The 17,866-nt window shown below is 38.8% G+C and carries 16 protein-coding genes; all 16 read left to right on the top strand.

Annotated elements, in window-relative coordinates:
• Positions 1–214: 214 nt before the first annotated feature.
• The 16 genes from BIV60_RS19280 to pgsA all read left to right on the top strand — a co-directional run bounded on the left by BIV60_RS19280 (position 215) and on the right by pgsA (position 17,854).
• Entirely contained in the window at positions 215–1,882 is a 1,668-nt protein-coding gene (locus BIV60_RS19280; protein WP_071357337.1) for a ribonuclease J, read from the top strand.
• A gap of 112 nt (positions 1,883–1,994) precedes the next feature.
• Positions 1,995–2,753: a ClpP family protease gene (locus tag BIV60_RS19275; RefSeq protein ID WP_071357326.1), complete on the top strand. Its 759-nt coding sequence runs from the start codon at positions 1,995–1,997 to the stop codon at positions 2,751–2,753.
• Positions 2,750–2,986, top strand: a complete 237-nt coding sequence (locus tag BIV60_RS19270) for a YlzJ-like family protein (RefSeq protein WP_071357325.1) — start codon at positions 2,750–2,752, stop codon at positions 2,984–2,986. Before BIV60_RS19275 ends, BIV60_RS19270 begins: the two co-directional genes overlap by 4 nt.
• A 125-nt stretch (positions 2,987–3,111) precedes the next feature.
• Entirely contained in the window at positions 3,112–5,463 is a 2,352-nt protein-coding gene (locus BIV60_RS19265) for a DNA translocase FtsK (protein WP_071357324.1), read from the top strand.
• A 357-nt stretch (positions 5,464–5,820) separates the two neighbouring features.
• Positions 5,821–6,546, top strand: coding sequence for a GntR family transcriptional regulator (locus BIV60_RS19260; protein ID WP_071357323.1), 726 nt, complete (start codon positions 5,821–5,823; stop codon positions 6,544–6,546).
• Between the two features lie 89 nt (positions 6,547–6,635).
• Positions 6,636–7,721 carry a BMP family lipoprotein gene (locus BIV60_RS19255; protein ID WP_071357322.1) on the top strand — a complete coding sequence of 362 codons (1,086 nt, stop codon included), beginning with the start codon at positions 6,636–6,638 and terminating at the stop codon, positions 7,719–7,721.
• Between the two features lie 201 nt (positions 7,722–7,922).
• Entirely contained in the window at positions 7,923–9,458 is a 1,536-nt protein-coding gene (locus tag BIV60_RS19250; protein ID WP_071357336.1) for an ABC transporter ATP-binding protein, read from the top strand.
• The gene (locus BIV60_RS19245; RefSeq protein WP_071357321.1) at positions 9,451–10,497 is read left to right on the top strand and encodes an ABC transporter permease; all 1,047 of its coding nucleotides are present in this window, start codon (positions 9,451–9,453) and stop codon (positions 10,495–10,497) included. The genes BIV60_RS19250 and BIV60_RS19245 overlap by 8 nt, the downstream gene beginning before the upstream one ends.
• A complete protein-coding gene (locus BIV60_RS19240; RefSeq protein ID WP_071357320.1) occupies positions 10,498–11,457 on the top strand; it encodes an ABC transporter permease in 960 nt (319 codons plus the stop codon).
• A gap of 185 nt (positions 11,458–11,642) precedes the next feature.
• Entirely contained in the window at positions 11,643–12,923 is a 1,281-nt protein-coding gene (yfmF, locus tag BIV60_RS19235; RefSeq protein WP_071357319.1) for an EF-P 5-aminopentanol modification-associated protein YfmF, read from the top strand.
• Positions 12,923–14,215: an EF-P 5-aminopentanol modification-associated protein YfmH gene (gene yfmH, locus BIV60_RS19230; RefSeq protein WP_071357318.1), complete on the top strand. Its 1,293-nt coding sequence runs from the start codon at positions 12,923–12,925 to the stop codon at positions 14,213–14,215. Before yfmF ends, yfmH begins: the two co-directional genes overlap by 1 nt.
• Positions 14,216–14,274: 59 nt before the next feature.
• Positions 14,275–14,997 (top strand): elongation factor P 5-aminopentanone reductase, encoded by a 723-nt coding sequence (ymfI, locus tag BIV60_RS19225; protein ID WP_071357335.1) that lies wholly within the window; start codon positions 14,275–14,277, stop codon positions 14,995–14,997.
• Between the two features lie 78 nt (positions 14,998–15,075).
• Positions 15,076–15,333, top strand: a complete 258-nt coding sequence (locus tag BIV60_RS19220; protein ID WP_071357317.1) for a DUF3243 domain-containing protein — start codon at positions 15,076–15,078, stop codon at positions 15,331–15,333.
• Between the two features lie 124 nt (positions 15,334–15,457).
• Positions 15,458–16,249 (top strand): DUF3388 domain-containing protein, encoded by a 792-nt coding sequence (locus tag BIV60_RS19215; protein WP_071357316.1) that lies wholly within the window; start codon positions 15,458–15,460, stop codon positions 16,247–16,249.
• 20 nt (positions 16,250–16,269) lie between these two features.
• On the top strand, positions 16,270–17,175 hold the full coding sequence (locus tag BIV60_RS19210) for a helix-turn-helix domain-containing protein (RefSeq protein WP_071357315.1): 906 nt from the start codon (positions 16,270–16,272) through the stop codon (positions 17,173–17,175).
• A gap of 100 nt (positions 17,176–17,275) precedes the next feature.
• Complete coding sequence (pgsA, locus tag BIV60_RS19205; protein ID WP_071357314.1) at positions 17,276–17,854, top strand: CDP-diacylglycerol--glycerol-3-phosphate 3-phosphatidyltransferase; 579 nt, start codon at positions 17,276–17,278, stop codon at positions 17,852–17,854.
• The last annotated feature ends 12 nt before the right edge of the window (positions 17,855–17,866 follow it).

The raw sequence follows: 17,866 nt of genomic DNA, 5'->3' as shown, positions 1-17,866 counted from the left end.
GGTCCTGTCAATGAAGTCAAAGAACGACTTCACCGCCAGGACCTAAAGCCTTGCCGGGCCTGACCAAGGCGCTTGCGCTTTTCTTATGCGATGCTTTATCAGGTGTTTTGGAGCTTTTTCTCAGAATTTGGTTGTAAAGATTTTCAGATTTCAAGTATAATAATCATAACTGATTTCGGTCGGCACATATCAACGTAGGAGGATTCAAACATTGATCACAAGCAAAAAAAATAATTCCATTAAGATTATTTCTCTTGGTGGTATCGGAGAAATTGGAAAAAATATGTACCTTGTCGAAGTGGACAAGGATATATTTGTCATAGATGCCGGCTTAATGTTCCCCGAGGAAGAGATGCTGGGCATTGATATCGTTATCCCGGATATGACCTATTTGACAGAAAATAAAGACAGAGTAAAAGCCGTTTTCCTTACTCACGGTCATGAAGATCATATCGGTGCACTTTCCTATTTACTAAGACAGGTAAATGTTCCGGTTTACGGGATGAAATTAACACTTGCTCTTGCTAGCGCAAAACTGAAGGAACAAGAATTTATCGGAACACCAACTTTTATTGAGGTGGATTCAGATACGATTGTAAATATGAATTCCGTAGACGTCAGCTTTTTTAGAACGAATCATAGCATCCCGGATTCTATTGGTGTTTGTATTCATACTTCTGAAGGTATTATCGTTTATACGGGAGATTTTAAATTTGATCAGGCGGCAACGAAACTATATAAGCCTGAAATTGGGAAGATGGCTGCAATTGGGGAAAAAGGAGTCCTCTGTCTTCTTTCAGATAGTACTGAAGCAGAAAAGCCGGGATACACTACTTCAGAAGCAATTGTAGAACGAGAAATGTCCAATGCTTTTTATAATGCACCGGGAAGGATTATTGCTGCTTGTTTTGCTTCAGATATTAGCAGAATGCAGCATATTTTTGATGCTGCAAGAGAGAATCAAAGAAAAGTGGCAGTTGTGGGAAGAAGCCTTGAGCGAATCTATCATATTGCACTTGATTTAGGATATTTAGAGGTTGATGAAGATTTAATCATCCCAATTAATGAATTAAAAAACTATAAAGACAATGAAATTGTTGTTTTAATGACAGGCAATCAAGGGGAACCAATTGAAGCCTTGCAAAAAATGGCAAAACAAACAGCCAAATTGGTCAACATACAACCAGGGGATACGGTCTTAATCGCTGCTTCACCGCTAAGGGGCAGTGAAGTATTTTTATCGAAAACGGTTGATATGCTTTTTAGAGCTGGAGCAAATGTCATCGCCGGTAAACGGGCCATACATGTATCCAGTCATGGCAGCCAAGAAGAATTGAAATTTATGATTAATTTGATGAAGCCTAAATATTTTATTCCGGTTCATGGTGAATACCGCTTGCTCCAAGCTCATCGAAAACTGGCTCTGGAAATTGGACTCGCAAACGAACAGATTTTTATCCCTGACCGTGGTGAGATCGTTGAAATAAAGGAAGGGAAAATCGGTATTAGCGGTAAGGTACCGTCAGGGAATGTCCTGATTGATGGAATAGGTGTCGGTGATGTAGGGAATATTGTTCTACGTGACAGAAAACTTTTATCACAGGACGGGATTTTGATTGTTGTAGTAACCTTAACAAGACAAGATAAAAAAATTGCCGCCGGACCTGAAATTATTTCACGTGGATTTGTATACGTCCGGGAATCAGAAAGATTAATGGACGATTCGACAAAATTGGTTCGAGAAATTGTGGAAAAAAATATTGCAAAGGAAACATTTGATTGGTCCAGCCTTAAACAGGACATTCGCGATGAATTAAACAAATATTTATTTGAAAAAACAAAACGTAGACCGATGATTCTTCCGATCATTATGGAGATATAGATATGAGTACTTAGGCACTGGAATTTCCAGTGCTTTTTATAATTTGAAAAATTAGCATGAATTTCAAAGGTAGGTCAATACTAAACTCATCATGTGTGAAGGGAGTCTATGGATGGATATATTTAAAAACTTTCGTAATGAAACTGAAAATCCGGATGGAGGAGAGCCTCAAAAAGAGGAAAAACCTTCTTCCAACTTAATAGAAAAAATTCAGCAACTTGGTCAAACCAATGTTCCTCAATTATCGTCAGATTCGAGAATTCATTGTTTAACGATTGTTGGACAAATAGAAGGGCATTTAGCATTGCCGCCGCAGAATAAAACAACCAAATATGAACATCTGATCCCGCAATTAGTGGCAATTGAGCAGAACCCAAAAATTGAAGGGGTACTCATTATTTTGAATACAGTCGGTGGAGATGTTGAAGCTGGTCTTGCCATTTCCGAAATGCTGGCAACCATATCAAAACCGACAGTTTCTGTTGTATTGGGCGGTGGGCATTCAATTGGTGTACCGATTGCGGTTTCCTGTGATTATTCTTTTATTGTTGAAACAGCAACAATGACGATTCATCCAATTCGTTTAACTGGCCTTGTCATTGGTGTTCCCGCAACCTTTGAATATTTAGATAAAATGCAGGAGAGAGTCGTCAACTTTGTGACGAAACACTCAAAAATTACGGAGGAAACCTTTAAAGATTTAATGTTTGCAAAGGGGAATTTGACACGGGATATCGGGACAAATGTAATCGGTGCAGATGCAGTAAAATATAGGCTTATTGATGAAGTTGGCGGAATTGGTGCTGCCATGAAAAAATTGAATGAATTGATTGATTTACAAAAAGAAGAAAAAGAAGGGCTGATTCAATGATTCTTTATACGATGATGCCGAACGAACTGATTTTTCCAAGTGACACAGAAGCTTTTTCGAAACAGCAAATGATCACGTACCAAGGTGTTCCGTTGTTGGTAGATGTTACAGATCAGCAAAACGTTCAGGTAGTCCGTGTCCTAAGTAGTGATCCGCAGCATTTTCTTGACGAGCGGTTTTGTCCAGGGGCAAAAATTTCTTTTGCGACCACCGAAGGTTTGTCTGCATTCTAGCAGGATTATGGTATAATAAGGGGAAAGAGACAAGAGCAGCCATACAGGCTGCTTTCTTCCTTTTTACCCTTTAAATACTATTTCAAAATATTTTAAAGATACTTATACATGATTTAGGTGATGAGATGGCGAAAAAAAAGAGAAGGCAACCCAAAAAACGAGATAGCCAGTTGAAAAAGACGGTCCAATATGAATTAACAGCGCTCGCGTTATTAGCGCTTGCCATTATTTCTATGGCAAAGCTCGGAGCGGTTGGGAAAGCAACGGTCTTGTTCTTTCGCTTTTGGATGGGCGAATGGTATATGCTCTGTTTAATAGGATTAGTTGTCATGAGTGTATATTTGATGTGGAAGAGAACCGTCCCCTTTTTATTTAATCTTAAATTAGTGGGTTCCTATTTTATTATTTCATCGATTCTTCTTTTAAGCCATGTGACATTGTTTCGTTTACTTTCAAACGGTGGAAGATTTAAAAACCCAAGTGTAATCAATAATACCTGGGAATTGTTTATGATGGAAGTAAGAGGAGAAACCAGTACCCATGATCTCGGCGGTGGAATGATCGGAGCCGTGTTATTCGCTTTATTTCATTTCTTATTTGCGGAAACGGGAACCAAAATTATTGCTTTTATTTTTGTAATCATTGGGTTTATTTTAATAACGGGAAAATCATTTGGAGACTTTATTGGAAAAGTCCTCATGACCATCTTTGCCTTTGCAAAAAGTCAATGGAATGCGTTCCTTGCAGACATGGCTGAGTGGAAGCAAAAGCAGGAGGAACGCAAAGCGGAGAGAAGAAACCAGCAGCGGGAAGAACGGGGGAATCGCCGTTCAAGAGTCCAGTCTGAGGATGCCTCCCAGCAAGTGCAGGAACTAGAGGAAATCAGAACGCCTGAACCGATTATTTCTAGTTTTGCTGATAGAGCCTATTCAGATGATGCAAATTCAGAAAACGAACAACAAGAGGGTGTTCAGGCAAATGCAACGAATGCGGGTGTAGAAGAGGATGATCAAAGTCCTCCGATTACATTTACAGAAGTTGAAAATACTGCTTACGAACTTCCACCGTTAAAGTTGCTTAGGCTGCCTCGGAAAACAGACCAGAGCGGGGAATATGAATTAATCCATGCAAATGCCGCAAAACTTGAGCGAACTTTTCAAAGCTTTGGTGTCAAGGCGCGCGTAACTCAAGTTCATTTAGGCCCTGCTGTAACAAAGTATGAGGTTCATCCTGATGTAGGGGTAAAAGTAAGCAAAATAGTGAGCCTTAGTGATGATTTGGCATTGGCACTTGCTGCAAAAGATATTCGGATTGAAGCCCCTATCCCGGGTAAATCAGCGATCGGTATCGAAGTACCGAATTCAGAAGTTGCAATGGTTTCATTGCGGGAGGTACTGGAAGCCACACAAAACGATAAGCCTGACTCCAAGTTATTGATCGGCTTAGGCAGGGATATAACTGGAGAAGCTGTTCTGGCCGAACTGAACAAAATGCCGCACTTACTTGTTGCTGGTGCAACAGGAAGCGGAAAAAGTGTTTGTATAAATGGAATTATTTCCAGTGTATTAATGCGGGCAAAACCGCACGAAGTAAAATTAATGATGATTGACCCCAAAATGGTTGAATTGAATGTTTATAATGGAATTCCTCATTTATTGGCGCCGGTAGTGACGGATGCCAAAAAAGCATCGCAGGCATTAAAGAAAGTTGTCAGCGAAATGGAAAGACGGTATGAACTGTTCTCCTATACCGGAACTAGAAATATAGAAGGTTATAATGAGCATATGAAACGCCACAATTTGGAAACAGGTGAGAAACAGCCATTACTTCCATACATTGTGGTGATTGTCGATGAGTTGGCCGACTTGATGATGGTCGCTTCTTCAGATGTGGAAGATTCCATCACAAGACTGGCGCAAATGGCTCGTGCCGCAGGGATTCACTTAATTATTGCAACACAGCGTCCATCTGTTGATGTTATTACAGGGGTTATTAAAGCAAATATCCCATCAAGAATTGCTTTTGCTGTTTCAAGCTCAACAGACTCAAGAACGATTCTTGATATGGGCGGAGCAGAAAAGCTCCTTGGCAGGGGGGATATGTTGTTCCTCCCAGTGGGAGAATCGAAGCCAATCAGGGTTCAGGGGGCCTTCCTCTCAGATGATGAGGTTGAAGACACAGTAAACTTTGTCATAGGACAGCAAAAAGCTCAATATCAAGAAGAAATGATTCCCGATGATATTCCTGAAACCACTGGCGCGGTAGACGATGAGTTATATGACGAAGCGGTAAACTTAATAATCGAAATGCAAACCGCTTCCGTATCGATGCTGCAACGGAGATTTAGAATCGGGTATACAAGGGCAGCCCGGCTGATTGATGAAATGGAAGCACGCGGTATCGTTGGACCATACGAAGGCAGCAAGCCCCGGGCAGTGCTATTAACAAGTAAACCGAATGATGAGATTAGTTCCTAGGGTAAAAACAAAGACTATGTTAATCGGAGTGTCTGAAGCGCAAATCAATAGGAAAGTTACAAAAAAGAGCCGGCATCCGGCTCTTTTTTCATATAATTTCATTAAATATACATATAATAATAGAGAAATATGCTGGGTCTAAAAGTCCTATATGATATAGTTGAAGGAAAAGTATAACACATTTGCAGGTTTGGAACATGAGAAAATTCGACAAATTTCCTCAATTATAGCTTTTTTACGACAAAATGAATAATTTCTATTTATTTATCCCCGAAAAAATGTTATATTATTTTCGATTAGTAGGAATGATTATACATCAGATGTCTGATGTCTTAGGAAAAGGCTGGAGGAACCTGCATGTCTATTAGGTCAGATAATCGGCACTTGTATTTACAAGTAATCGATCGGTTAAAGCAAGATATCGAAGAAGGGGTGTATAAAGAAAAAGAAAAGCTGCCTTCGGAATTTGATCTTGCAAAACATCTAGGTGTAAGCAGGGCTACTCTTCGGGAGGCACTTCGCATCTTAGAGGAGGAAAATGTAATTATAAGGCGCCACGGAGTGGGAACCTTTGTAAATTCAAAGCCATTGTTTACGTCTGGGATTGAACAACTTAATAGTGTCACTGACATGATTAAGCAAGTGGGGATGAAACCGGGGACAATATTCCTAAGTTCATCTACCCAAAGACCAACCGAAGAAGATATTCGCCGTTTTTCATGTTCTGCAAATGAGGAAATAGTTGTCATGGAACGGGTTAGGACTGCAAATGGGGAACCGGTTGTCTATTGTATTGACAAGGTACCTGAAAACATTTTGCCTGAAACTTTTTCCCACGGGAAAGAGTCTATCTTCAAGATTTTAGAAGAAGAGGCAAACCGCAAAATAACTTATGCAGTAGCCCGAATAGAACCAATTGGTTACCATGAGAAAATTTCCCCAATTCTGGAATGTGATCCCGAAACTGCATTGCTTGTCCTAAAGCAAATGCATTTTGATGAAATGGATGAACCTATTCTATTTTCGGTAAACTATTTTAAAGCAGATAAGTTTAGTTTTCGTGTGTTGCGGAAAAGATTCTAAATTTTTTTCTAACTTAATGAAAACGGAACCATTTCTGCTTTATTCCATTTCTACTAAATCAAAACAACAATCTTTAGGGGGTCAATATCTTGAAAAAGCGTAAAATTGGTATGGCGCTATCACTTGTTCTTGCTGCCGGAACACTTTTAGGTGCATGTGGAAAAAGCAATGACAACACAAGCGATACAGCTAAAAATGGCGGCAAGAATGAGAAAGCCTTTACTGTAGCAATGGTTACAGATGTCGGGGGTGTTGACGACAAATCATTTAACCAATCAGCTTGGAAAGGTCTCCAAGATTATGGTAATGAAAATGGATTGAAAAAAGGTAAAGCAGGATATGATTACCTTCAATCCACTTCAGATGCTGACTATTCAACAAACTTGAATACGCTTGCCCGTCAAGACTTTAATTTAGTATTCGGAATTGGCTTCCTTATGCACAATGCTGTGGATGAAATTGCAAAACAACAACCTAAAAACAATTTTGCCATCATTGATGATGAAGTAAAAGAACCAAATGTCGCTAGTGTTCTATTTAAAGAGCAAGAAGCTGCATTCCTTGCTGGTGTAGCAGCGGCTCTACAAACAAAAACAAACAAAATCGGCTTTATCGGTGGTATGAAAATCCCTGTAATCGAACGTTTTGAAGCTGGTTTCTTAGCTGGTGTTCAAGCTGCTAAACCTGATGCAAAAGTTGATGTTCAATATTCAGGTGCATTTGACAAAGCTGAACTAGGTCAAGCAATCGCTTCTAAAATGTATGCTTCAGGTGATGACGTAGTATTCCACGCTGCCGGTGCAACTGGTAACGGTTTATTTAAGGAAGCGTCTGACCTTAAAAAGAAAAATCCTAGCAAAGAAATCTGGGCAATTGGTGTAGACCAAGACCAAAGCTTCATGGGTCCTGATGTAGTTCTGACATCTGCTATGAAACGTGTTGACCTTGCAGTTAAAGATATTGCTACCAAAGCAAAAGATGGCAAGTTCCCTGGAGGCCAAACAACGGTTTACGGATTGCATGAAGATGGTGTTGGCTTAGCTCCAATTAACAGTAAAGCATCAAACAAAGCGGCAATTGAAAAAGCTGTTAAAGAATGGACAGACAAGATTAAATCAGGTGCTGTAAAAGTTCCTGGAACACTTAAAGAGTTAAAGACTTTTAAAGCTCAATAATTTGCAATTATAAAAAAGCGGGTTTATTTACCGGCCCGCTTATTTTTTTGAACCTTAAATGAAGCGTAGAATTACGTATTCTACTTTTCAGTTAGAGTTTGACTTAGGGAAGATTCCCTATTTTTTTAATAAAAATAAAGGTCTGACCTCTTACTACTAATGTATAAATTTCAAAAACCTGTTAAAAGGAAGTGAGAAATGATGGAATATGTTATTGAAATGCTCAATATTCGAAAGGAATTTGGCAGCTTTGTTGCAAATGATAACATTACCCTTCAATTGAAAAAGGGAGAAATCCATGCGTTGCTCGGAGAAAATGGTGCCGGGAAAACTACGTTAATGAACGTCCTTTTCGGTTTATACCAACCAGAGCAAGGTGAGATTCGGGTTCATGGTAAACCTGTAAAAATATCAAACCCGAACATTGCCAATGACCTTGGAATTGGAATGGTGCATCAGCATTTTATGCTTGTTGATAAATTTACGGTTACAGAAAATATTATCCTTGGAAAAGAAATCACAACTGCCGGAAGAATTGATTTGAAAAAAGCAGAAAAAGAAGTCCGTGATATTTCGGAACGATATGGTTTAGCTGTTGACCCACAGGCTAAAATTTCGGATATCAGTGTAGGTATGCAGCAAAGGGTTGAAATTTTAAAAACGCTCTATCGCGGTGCGGAAATCTTAATATTTGATGAGCCTACAGCAGTTTTAACTCCGCAGGAAATCCATGAGCTTATTCAAATCATGAAAACATTAATTAAAGAAGGAAAATCCATCATTATCATCACTCATAAATTAAAAGAAATTATGGAGGTTGCTGACCGCTGTACGGTTATTCGTAAAGGAAAAGGGATTGGCACAGTCAATATCAGCGAGACAAATCCGAACGAATTGGCAAATTTAATGGTTGGACGTGAAGTTGTTTTTAAAACGGAAAAGAAACCCCCAAATCCAAAACAAGAGGTCCTAGAAGTCAAAGACCTGTTGGTAAAGGATTCACGTGGTGTAACGGTTGTAAATGGTTTAGAATTGACTGTTCGCGCTGGTGAAATTGTCGGGATTGCCGGTGTAGATGGTAATGGTCAGTCCGAATTTATCGAGGCAATAACCGGTTTAAGAAAGGCTGAAAGCGGCAGTATAAAAGTTAATGGAAAAGAACTTTTTGGACTTTCACCAAGAAAAGTTACGGAATCAGGTGTCGGGCATATTCCACAAGACAGACATAAGCACGGACTGGTTCTGAACTATCCAATTGCAGAAAATATGGTCCTGCAAACTTACTACAAAAAACCGTTTTCAAAGAATGGCATTTTAAATTTTAAAGAGATCTATAACAAAGCAAGAAAATTAATCACTGAATTTGACGTTCGAACTCCTAGTGAATATGCATTAGCACGTGCATTATCCGGTGGTAATCAGCAGAAAGCGATTATCGGCCGCGAAGTTGACAGGAACCCGGATTTACTAATTGCAGCACAGCCTACAAGAGGTTTGGATGTTGGAGCAATTGAGTTTATTCATAAACGTTTAATTGAACAACGTGATGGTGGTAAGGCGGTTTTACTTGTATCATTTGAGCTGGATGAAATTATGAATGTCAGTGACCGGATTGCCGTTATTTATGAGGGGAAAATTGTTGCAGTTGTAAATCCAAAGGAAACATCCGAACAAGAACTAGGACTCTTGATGGCCGGATCGAATCGAAAGGAAGCGGGGGAAGGAACGCATGTCTAAACGCTTACGCAATATTTTAACGCCCATTATTGCGGTCATTTTAGGGGTTATTGTGGGGACCATTATCATGTTAGCCAGTGGTTATGATCCTGTTGCCGCCTATACAGCATTGTGGGATGGTGCTTTTGGAGATATTTATTATATTGGTGAGGTAATCAGACAGGTAACACCATATATATTAGCAGGACTTGCCGTTGCTTTTGCCTTTAGAGTTGGTTTATTTAATATCGGGGTTGAAGGTCAATTTATTGTTGGCTGGCTTGCTGCTGTTTGGGTAGGAGTAAGCTTTGATTTACCAAAAATTATTCATTTACCGCTAGCAATCATCGCAGCCATGGTTGCCGGCGGTCTCTGGGCATTTATCCCGGGGCTATTAAAAGCGCGCTTCCGTGTGCATGAAGTAATTGTAACCATCATGATGAACTATATTGCTTTGCATACCGTTAACTACATTATTAATAATATATTAAATCAAGGTTCCTCAAAAACAGGAATGATTCATGACACTGCATCATTACGTTCACCTTTTCTAGAAGAACTAACAACCCATTCAACCATGCACTGGGGAATTGTGATTGCCATTATTTGTTGTATTATTATGTGGTTCCTCTTAGAGAAAACAACACGCGGATACGAGTTGCGTGCTGTTGGTTTTAACCAGGATGCAGCCCATTATGCGGGAATGAGTGTAAATAAAAATATTATTCTTTCCATGGTGATTTCAGGATGTTTTGCTGGAATAGCTGGTGCTATGGAAGGACTGGGTACCTTCGGATATATGGCGGTTCAAGGCGGTTTTACCGGTGTTGGCTTTAACGGGATTGCCGTAGCTTTATTAGGCGGCAATACAGCACTTGGGGTATTTTTCGCAGCTCTATTATTCGGTATCTTAAAAATTGGCGCATTGTCCATGCCACTTGAAGCAGGAGTACCGAAGGAATTAGTTGATATCATTATTGCTTTGATTGTATTCTTTGTTGCTTCAAGCTATATCATAAGAGTAGTTCTAGACCGATTCAGTAAAAAGGGGGTGAAGTAAGTGAGCTTTATGGAAATTTTAATGATTGTTGTTCCTTCCACATTATTGTGGGCAGCGCCACTTGTCTTCACTGCATTAGGCGGTGTGTTCTCTGAACGTTCCGGTGTTGTTAATATTGGACTTGAAGGTTTAATGGTTATTGGTGCATTCGCAGCCGTTGTTTTTAACTTAACATTTGCAGGAACATTTGGTGCTGCAACCCCTTGGGTTTCCTTATTGGTTGCGATGGCAGCGGGAGCTATTTTTGCAACTTTGCATGCAGTAGCCGCAATCACCTTCCGTGCAGACCATACGGTTTCCGGTGTGGCGATTAACTTGCTTGCAACGGGATTAACTTTATTCCTTGTGAAGTTAATCTATAACAAAGGTGAAACAGATATTATTAAACAAAGCTTTAGTAAAATCGATGTCCCAATTTTAAAAGATATCCCAATCATCGGAAAAATCTTTTTCCAAAATACGTACTGGACTTCATTTGTTGCCATTTTGGTTGCAATCCTTGCCTGGTATATTATTTATAAAACTCCATTTGGACTGCGGCTTCGCTCTGTTGGTGAACATCCAATGGCAGCTGATACAATGGGGATTAATGTTACAAAAATGCGTTATTTAGGTGTTATTATTTCCGGAGCTCTAGGAGGAATCGGCGGCGGAGTTTATGCGGAATCGATTTCCTCAAACTTCAGCCATTCCACAATCAGTGGTCAAGGGTTTATGGCCCTTGCCGCGATGATTTTTGGTAAGTGGCATCCGCTTGGAGCGATGGGAGCAGCATTATTCTTTGGTTTTGCTCAAAGTATCAGTATTATCGGATCAAGCTTACCGTTCTTGAAAAATATTCCGGACGTTTACTTATTAATCGCTCCATATGTATTGACCATTTTGGCGCTAGCAGGCTTTATCGGCCGTGCTGAGGCTCCAAAAGCAGATGGAGTGCATTATATTAAAGGCAGCCGTTAAGATTTTTACTACCCTTGGATGAATAAATCCAAGGGTTTTCTATGTTTATAACTTGTGTTGACCTAGTGTGGCAAATTATAGTAAAAGTATACGTATGTTTAACTAAGGAAAAGATAAAATAACTGCATGATTTTTTACATATGGTTAGATAAGGGATCTTTTTTAAATTTGAAGGAGGTTAACTAATGGAGGCTGCTGCAGAAAAAATGACAGAAATGAGCGGGCTTAAGCTCCATGTCATTGAAACAGATAAATATAAAACGAATACCTTTATATGGAAAATGAAAGCGCCATTATCAAAAGAGGATATCACTATAAGGGCGTTGCTTCCACATGTTTTGCAGAGCAGTTCAGCGAAATATCCGTCTACTACAACCCTTCGTTCATACTTAGATGAATTATATGGAGCCACTTTGTTTGTAGATTTGTCCAAAAAGGGAGAATATCATGTCATAAGTTTCACGATTGAAATTGCCAATGAAAAATTTCTAAGTGACTCTAGTCCTTTATTAAAAAAGGGTTTTGAACTATTAGCTGAAATTTTAACGAAACCAAATGCAACCAATCAAGCATTTGATAAAGAGACGGTTGAAAAAGAAAAGCGAACATTAAAGCAACGAATCCAATCAGTCTATGATGATAAAATGCGTTATTCCAATGTTCGTTTAGTTGAAGAAATGTGCAAAGGGGAGCTGTATGCTCTTGATGTAAACGGAAATTTGGAGGATGTTGATAATATCACACCTGAAAAATTATATGAATTTTATAAAAAATCATTTACAGAAGATGAAATGGATTTGTATGTGATTGGTGATGTAAAAGAAGAGGAAGTAAAATCCTTTGCCGATGAATTGCTTAAATTTGAATCACGGACCCCGAAAAAGCTCGAAGAAGCAAATCAAAAGAAGATTGAACAAGTTAATGAAGTAAAGGAAAAGCAGGATGTTAAACAGGGGAAATTAAATATCGGTTATCGTACTAATATTCGCTATGGGGATTCTGATTATTTCGCGCTTCAAGTTTTCAATGGGATTTTTGGTGGTTTCTCTCATTCCAAACTATTTATCAATGTTCGGGAAAAGGCGAGTCTTGCTTACTATGCAGCAAGCCGATTAGAGAGCCATAAAGGTCTGATGATTGTTGTTTCAGGAATTGATTTAAAGAACTATGATCAAGCAGTGGGAATTATCCATGATCAAATGGAGGCCATGAAAAAGGGGGATTTTACGGAAGAGGCATTAACCCAGACAAAAGCAGTGATTCAAAACCAAATGCTGGAAACAATTGATACTTCTAGGGGGCTAATTGAAGTATTGTACCATAATATAGTAGCCGATACGGGTATTCAATTAAATACTTGGCTAGAAGAAATGCAGAAGACTACAAAGGAAGAAATTGTGGCTGTTGCCGAAAAAATTCACCTTGATACGATTTATTTCTTAACGGGAACGGAGGCGGGCCAATAATGGAGAAAATTGTGTTTGACCAACTCCAAGAAGAAATGTTCCATGAACAAATGGACAATGGGCTAGAGGTTTATATTTTGCCGAAAAAAGGATTCAATAAAACATATGCAACCTTTACCACTAAGTATGGTTCTGTTGATAACTGCTTTGTTCCGCTTGGCAAAGACGAATATGTAAAGGTTCCCGACGGAATTGCCCACTTTTTAGAGCATAAATTATTTGAAAAAGAAGACGGTGATGTATTCCAGCAATTTAGCCGTCAAGGTGCTTCTGCCAATGCCTTTACTTCGTTTACTCGGACTGCTTATTTATTTTCCAGCACATCCGATGTCGAAAAAAACTTGGAAACACTGATTGATTTTGTCCAGGAACCATACTTTTCGGAAAAAACAGTTGAAAAGGAAAAAGGAATCATTGGTCAGGAAATTACGATGTATGACGATAACCCTGACTGGCGCCTATATTTTGGCTTAATTGAAAATTTATATAAAAACCATCCAGTTAAAATCGATATTGCCGGCACGATTGAGTCGATTTCCCATATTACAAAGGATTGGCTTTATGAATGCTACAATACTTTTTATCATCCAAGCAATATGTTATTGTTCATTGTCGGTCCAGTTGACCCGAAAGCGATAATGGATCAAGTAAGAACCAACCAGGCGAAAAAACCGTTTAAAGATCAGCCTGAAATTAAACGTAAATTTGATGAGGAGCCGTCAGAGACAGCGGAAAAGAAGCAAGTGCTGGAAATGAATGTCCAAACTCCGAAGTGTTTAGTCGGCATCAAAGCACTTCATGTTGATCAAAAAGGTGATGTGTTGTTAATGAACGAATTAACAATGAATATCCTGCTTGAATTATTATTTGGCAAGAGTTCAGAAAACTTTGACCAGCTCTATAAAGAGGGGCTGATTGATGACTCGTTTTCTTTTGATTATACACAAGAGCAGGGGTTTGGGTTTGCGATGGTCGGTGGAGATACGAGAGATGCGGAGCAACTGGCAGAAAGGCTTGAAAAAATGCTGCTGGATGCAAAATATGGCAGTATTTTTACAGAAGAGCAGTTGGAGCGGACGAAAAAGAAAAAAATCGGTTCGTTTTTACGTGCAGTAAATTCTCCTGAATATATTGCTAATCAATTTACACGATATGCATTTAATGATATGAATTTATTTGATGTTGTTCCAACGCTTGAAAAAATCAGCTTAAAGGATGTCAAGCAATTGGCATCCGAAGTGATCTCAGAAGAACGATTTTCTGTATGCCAAGTGATTCCAAAGAAAAAGTAGTTAGGGAAAGCGTCGAGATTCGACGCTTTTTAAATTTATTATTAGAGAGAGTGAGACTTTTGAAAAAATATACACTCATTACAGGAGCAAGCGGAGGAATCGGGCAAGCAGTTGCTTTAACATTGGCAGCAAAAGGCCACAACTTATATTTACATTACAATCGAAATGAACAATCTATGAGGGAGTTAATGGAAAAATTGAAATCATACGGCGGGGAGTATTTCCCCATTCATGCCGACCTATCCGATCCACAGGGTTACAAACAGGTTTGTTCGCAAATTTTTTCGCTAGATGCAATAATTCATTGCAGTGGCAACAGCCATTATGGTCTGCTTGTTGATTTAGCGGAGGAAGAAGCTTCCGCACTTATGAACATACATGTTCTAAATCCATTAATGATGACAAAAGAATTACTGCCGAAATTATATCGAAAGGGTGCTGGTAGCATTGTGGTTATCGCATCGATTTGGGGTCAAACCGGTGCTGCATGTGAAGTTGCCTATTCCACGGCAAAAGGAGCTCAAATTGCTTTTGTTAAAGCACTTAGCAAGGAGGTCGCTTTAAATGGCATCCGGGTAAATGCGATTGCTCCCGGGGCGGTAGCAACTCCAATGATGGATGGTTTTACAAAGGAAGAATTGGTAACCATTCATGAAGAAATTCCAATGGGAAGGCTTGGATTACCAGAAGAAGTAGCAAAGGGTGTAGCTTTTTTAGTATCGGAAGAATCGTCGTATATAACTGGACAAATTCTTGCGATGAACGGTGGCTGGTACACGTAAATTATTACTTTAAGTATGAATAATATCATCTATAGAGTTGCACAATAACTTTGTACTATTCTAAAGGAGGGTTTTAATATGTCTGTTTTAGAAAACTGGAAACAGTGGGAAGACTTTTTAGCTGAACGACTTCATCATGCGCAAAATGAGGGAATGAGTGAGGGAGCTGTCAACAACCTTGCCTTTCAAATTGGTGATTACTTGGCTAATCAGGTAGAACCAAAAAATGAACAGCAAAGAGTTCTTTCAGATCTTTGGTCTGTAGCGGATAAACAAGAACAACAGGCTATTGCCAATTTGATGGTAAAACTTATTTCAAATAATGGTGCTCGTTAAGAGAGAGGCTGGTCCTCTCTTTTTTTGTTTTTTCTTTCATCTTCAATCAAAATCATTTATTATAAGGTTTAGATAATGAAATGTGAAAAATTGTCGAATACTCACGCCTGAGGAGGTTTTGATTGTGGAGAAAAAAGAATGGTATTTAGAATATGAGATTCAAAAAAACCGTCCCGGTTTGTTGGGCGACATTTCATCGCTATTAGGTATGCTTGCTATTAATATTGTAACGATTAATGGTGTAGATGAAGGCCGTCGGGGTCTCTTAATTAAAGCAAAAGATGATGATCAAATTAAACGATTAGAGTCAATTCTTAATACAATGGATACAATAAAATTAATCAAGCTTAGAGAGCCTAAACTGCGGGATCGTCTTGCTGTCAGACATGGGCGTTATATCCAGAGGGATGCGGATGATAAAAAAACTTTCCGCTTTGTAAGGGATGAACTTGGATTATTAGTTGATTTTATGGCAGAATTGTTTAAGCAGGAGGGTCATAAGTTAATAGGGATTCGCGGGATGCCTCGTGTTGGAAAAACAGAATCTCTTGTCGCAGCAAGTGTTTGTGCGAATAAACGATGGCTGTTTGTTTCTTCTACTCTTTTAAAACAAACCATCCGAAATCAGCTGATTCAAGATGAGTATAATGAAAATAATTTATATATTTTGGATGGAATTGTTTCAACGCGACGTGCAAGTGAACGTCATTGGCAGCTTGTTCGTGAGATTATGCGTATGCCTGCCGTTAAAGTAATTGAACATCCTGACGTTTTCGTTCAAAATTCAGAGTACACACTAGATGATTTTGATTACATTATCGAATTAAGAAATGATGCGGACGAAGAGATTACATACGAGGTAGTAGAACAGAATAACATACTCTCCGGCTCTGATTTTGGGGATTTTGATTTTTGAAAATTGGAAGGTGTTAAAAGTTGACTGAATTAGGTAATCGACTAAAAGAAGCCCGATTAGCCAAAAACTTGAGTTTGGACGATGTACAGTCCATGACGAAAATCCAAAAGCGTTACTTAATTGGTATTGAAGAAGGAAATTACTCTAGTATGCCAGGGAATTTTTATGTCCGAGCTTTTATTAAGCAGTATGCAGAGGCACTTCAGCTAAATCCAGATGAAATTTTTGAGACATATAAAAATGATATACCTATTACCCATAATGAAGAAATAACGGACCAATTATCCAGAGTAAAAAGCCGAAAAGCAATTTCAGAAGGAAATTCGAAGTTTTTTGATGTCCTCCCGAAAATACTTATTGGTGTATTTGTTATTGGGGTTGCAGGATTAGTCTATTATTTACTCTATAGTCACGCAAGCAGCAATTCGAATGATTCCATTAACAAGGTAAATAATCAGGCGAAAATTGAAAAGTCACAAAATCTTGAACAAGCCAAAGCAACCGAAGCAAAAAATTCAAAAACGACAAAAGCTAATAACAATTCGAATGATAGTATGAGTAGTGGGGCTCCTTCTGGTGATACAAAACCTAAGCAGGATTTGAAAATGGTTCAAACCAGCGGTTCAAATTCGACATATACATTAAGTAATACGGATAAGTTTGAAGTGAAATTGGTCTCTAATGGTCAAACATGGGTGAATATTAAGAATGGTAAAGGCTATTCTTTCTTTCAGGGAATGTTAACTACAAATGGTACGAAAAGTAAAACGGTAGATTTATCGAAAGAAAATCAGGCTGTTCTTATTGTGGGTAAAACCTTGGATACGGATATCTATGTAAATGACCAAAAGCTTGAGTATGCAGTAGCACCGAGTAAAATGGTTACACAAAGAATTACGATACAATATGTTCCGAAGAACAAATAGTCATCGTATTGATGGCTATTTTTCGGTTTTTATTTACAAAATAAATTGATATATCTGTTTTTTTGATTGCGTTCTTGTTTTTAATTAGGAGGAAATTTTAATGAATATACCAAATAGGATAACGGTATCGAGAATTTTACTAATTCCATTATTCTTGGTCATTATGCTTGTTCCCTTTAAATGGGGAAATTTACATTTGCTCGGAGTAGAATTGCCTGTAACCCACTTTGCTGGTGCACTTATCTTTATTATTGCTGCTGCTACTGACTGGGTGGACGGATATTACGCCCGCAAATATAATCTTGTGACAAATATGGGGAAATTCCTTGATCCTCTTGCCGATAAATTGCTCGTTTCTGCAGCCCTGATTGTATTAGTAGAACTGGGGTATGCTGCCTCATGGATTGTCATCATTATCATAAGCAGGGAGTTTGCCGTGACCGGTCTTCGCCTTCTGCTTGCAGGCGAAGGAGAAGTCGTTGCTGCCAATATGCTTGGAAAAATTAAAACCTGGACGCAGATTATTGCGATTTCCGCTCTACTTTTACATAATATTTTATTTGCCATGTTCTCTTTCCCGTTTGCTGATATTGCTTTATGGGTGGCATTGATTTTTACCATCTGGTCAGGCTGGGATTATTTTGCAAAAAACAGCCATGTGCTAAAGAATTCTAAATAATGGGAAGTGATA

It is taken from the genome of Bacillus sp. MUM 116, from assembly GCF_001866655.1.
Taxonomy (GTDB): domain Bacteria; phylum Bacillota; class Bacilli; order Bacillales; family Cytobacillaceae; genus Neobacillus.
Note: the sequence above shows the minus strand (reverse complement) of the source record. Positions and strands in the feature narration are given on the sequence as shown.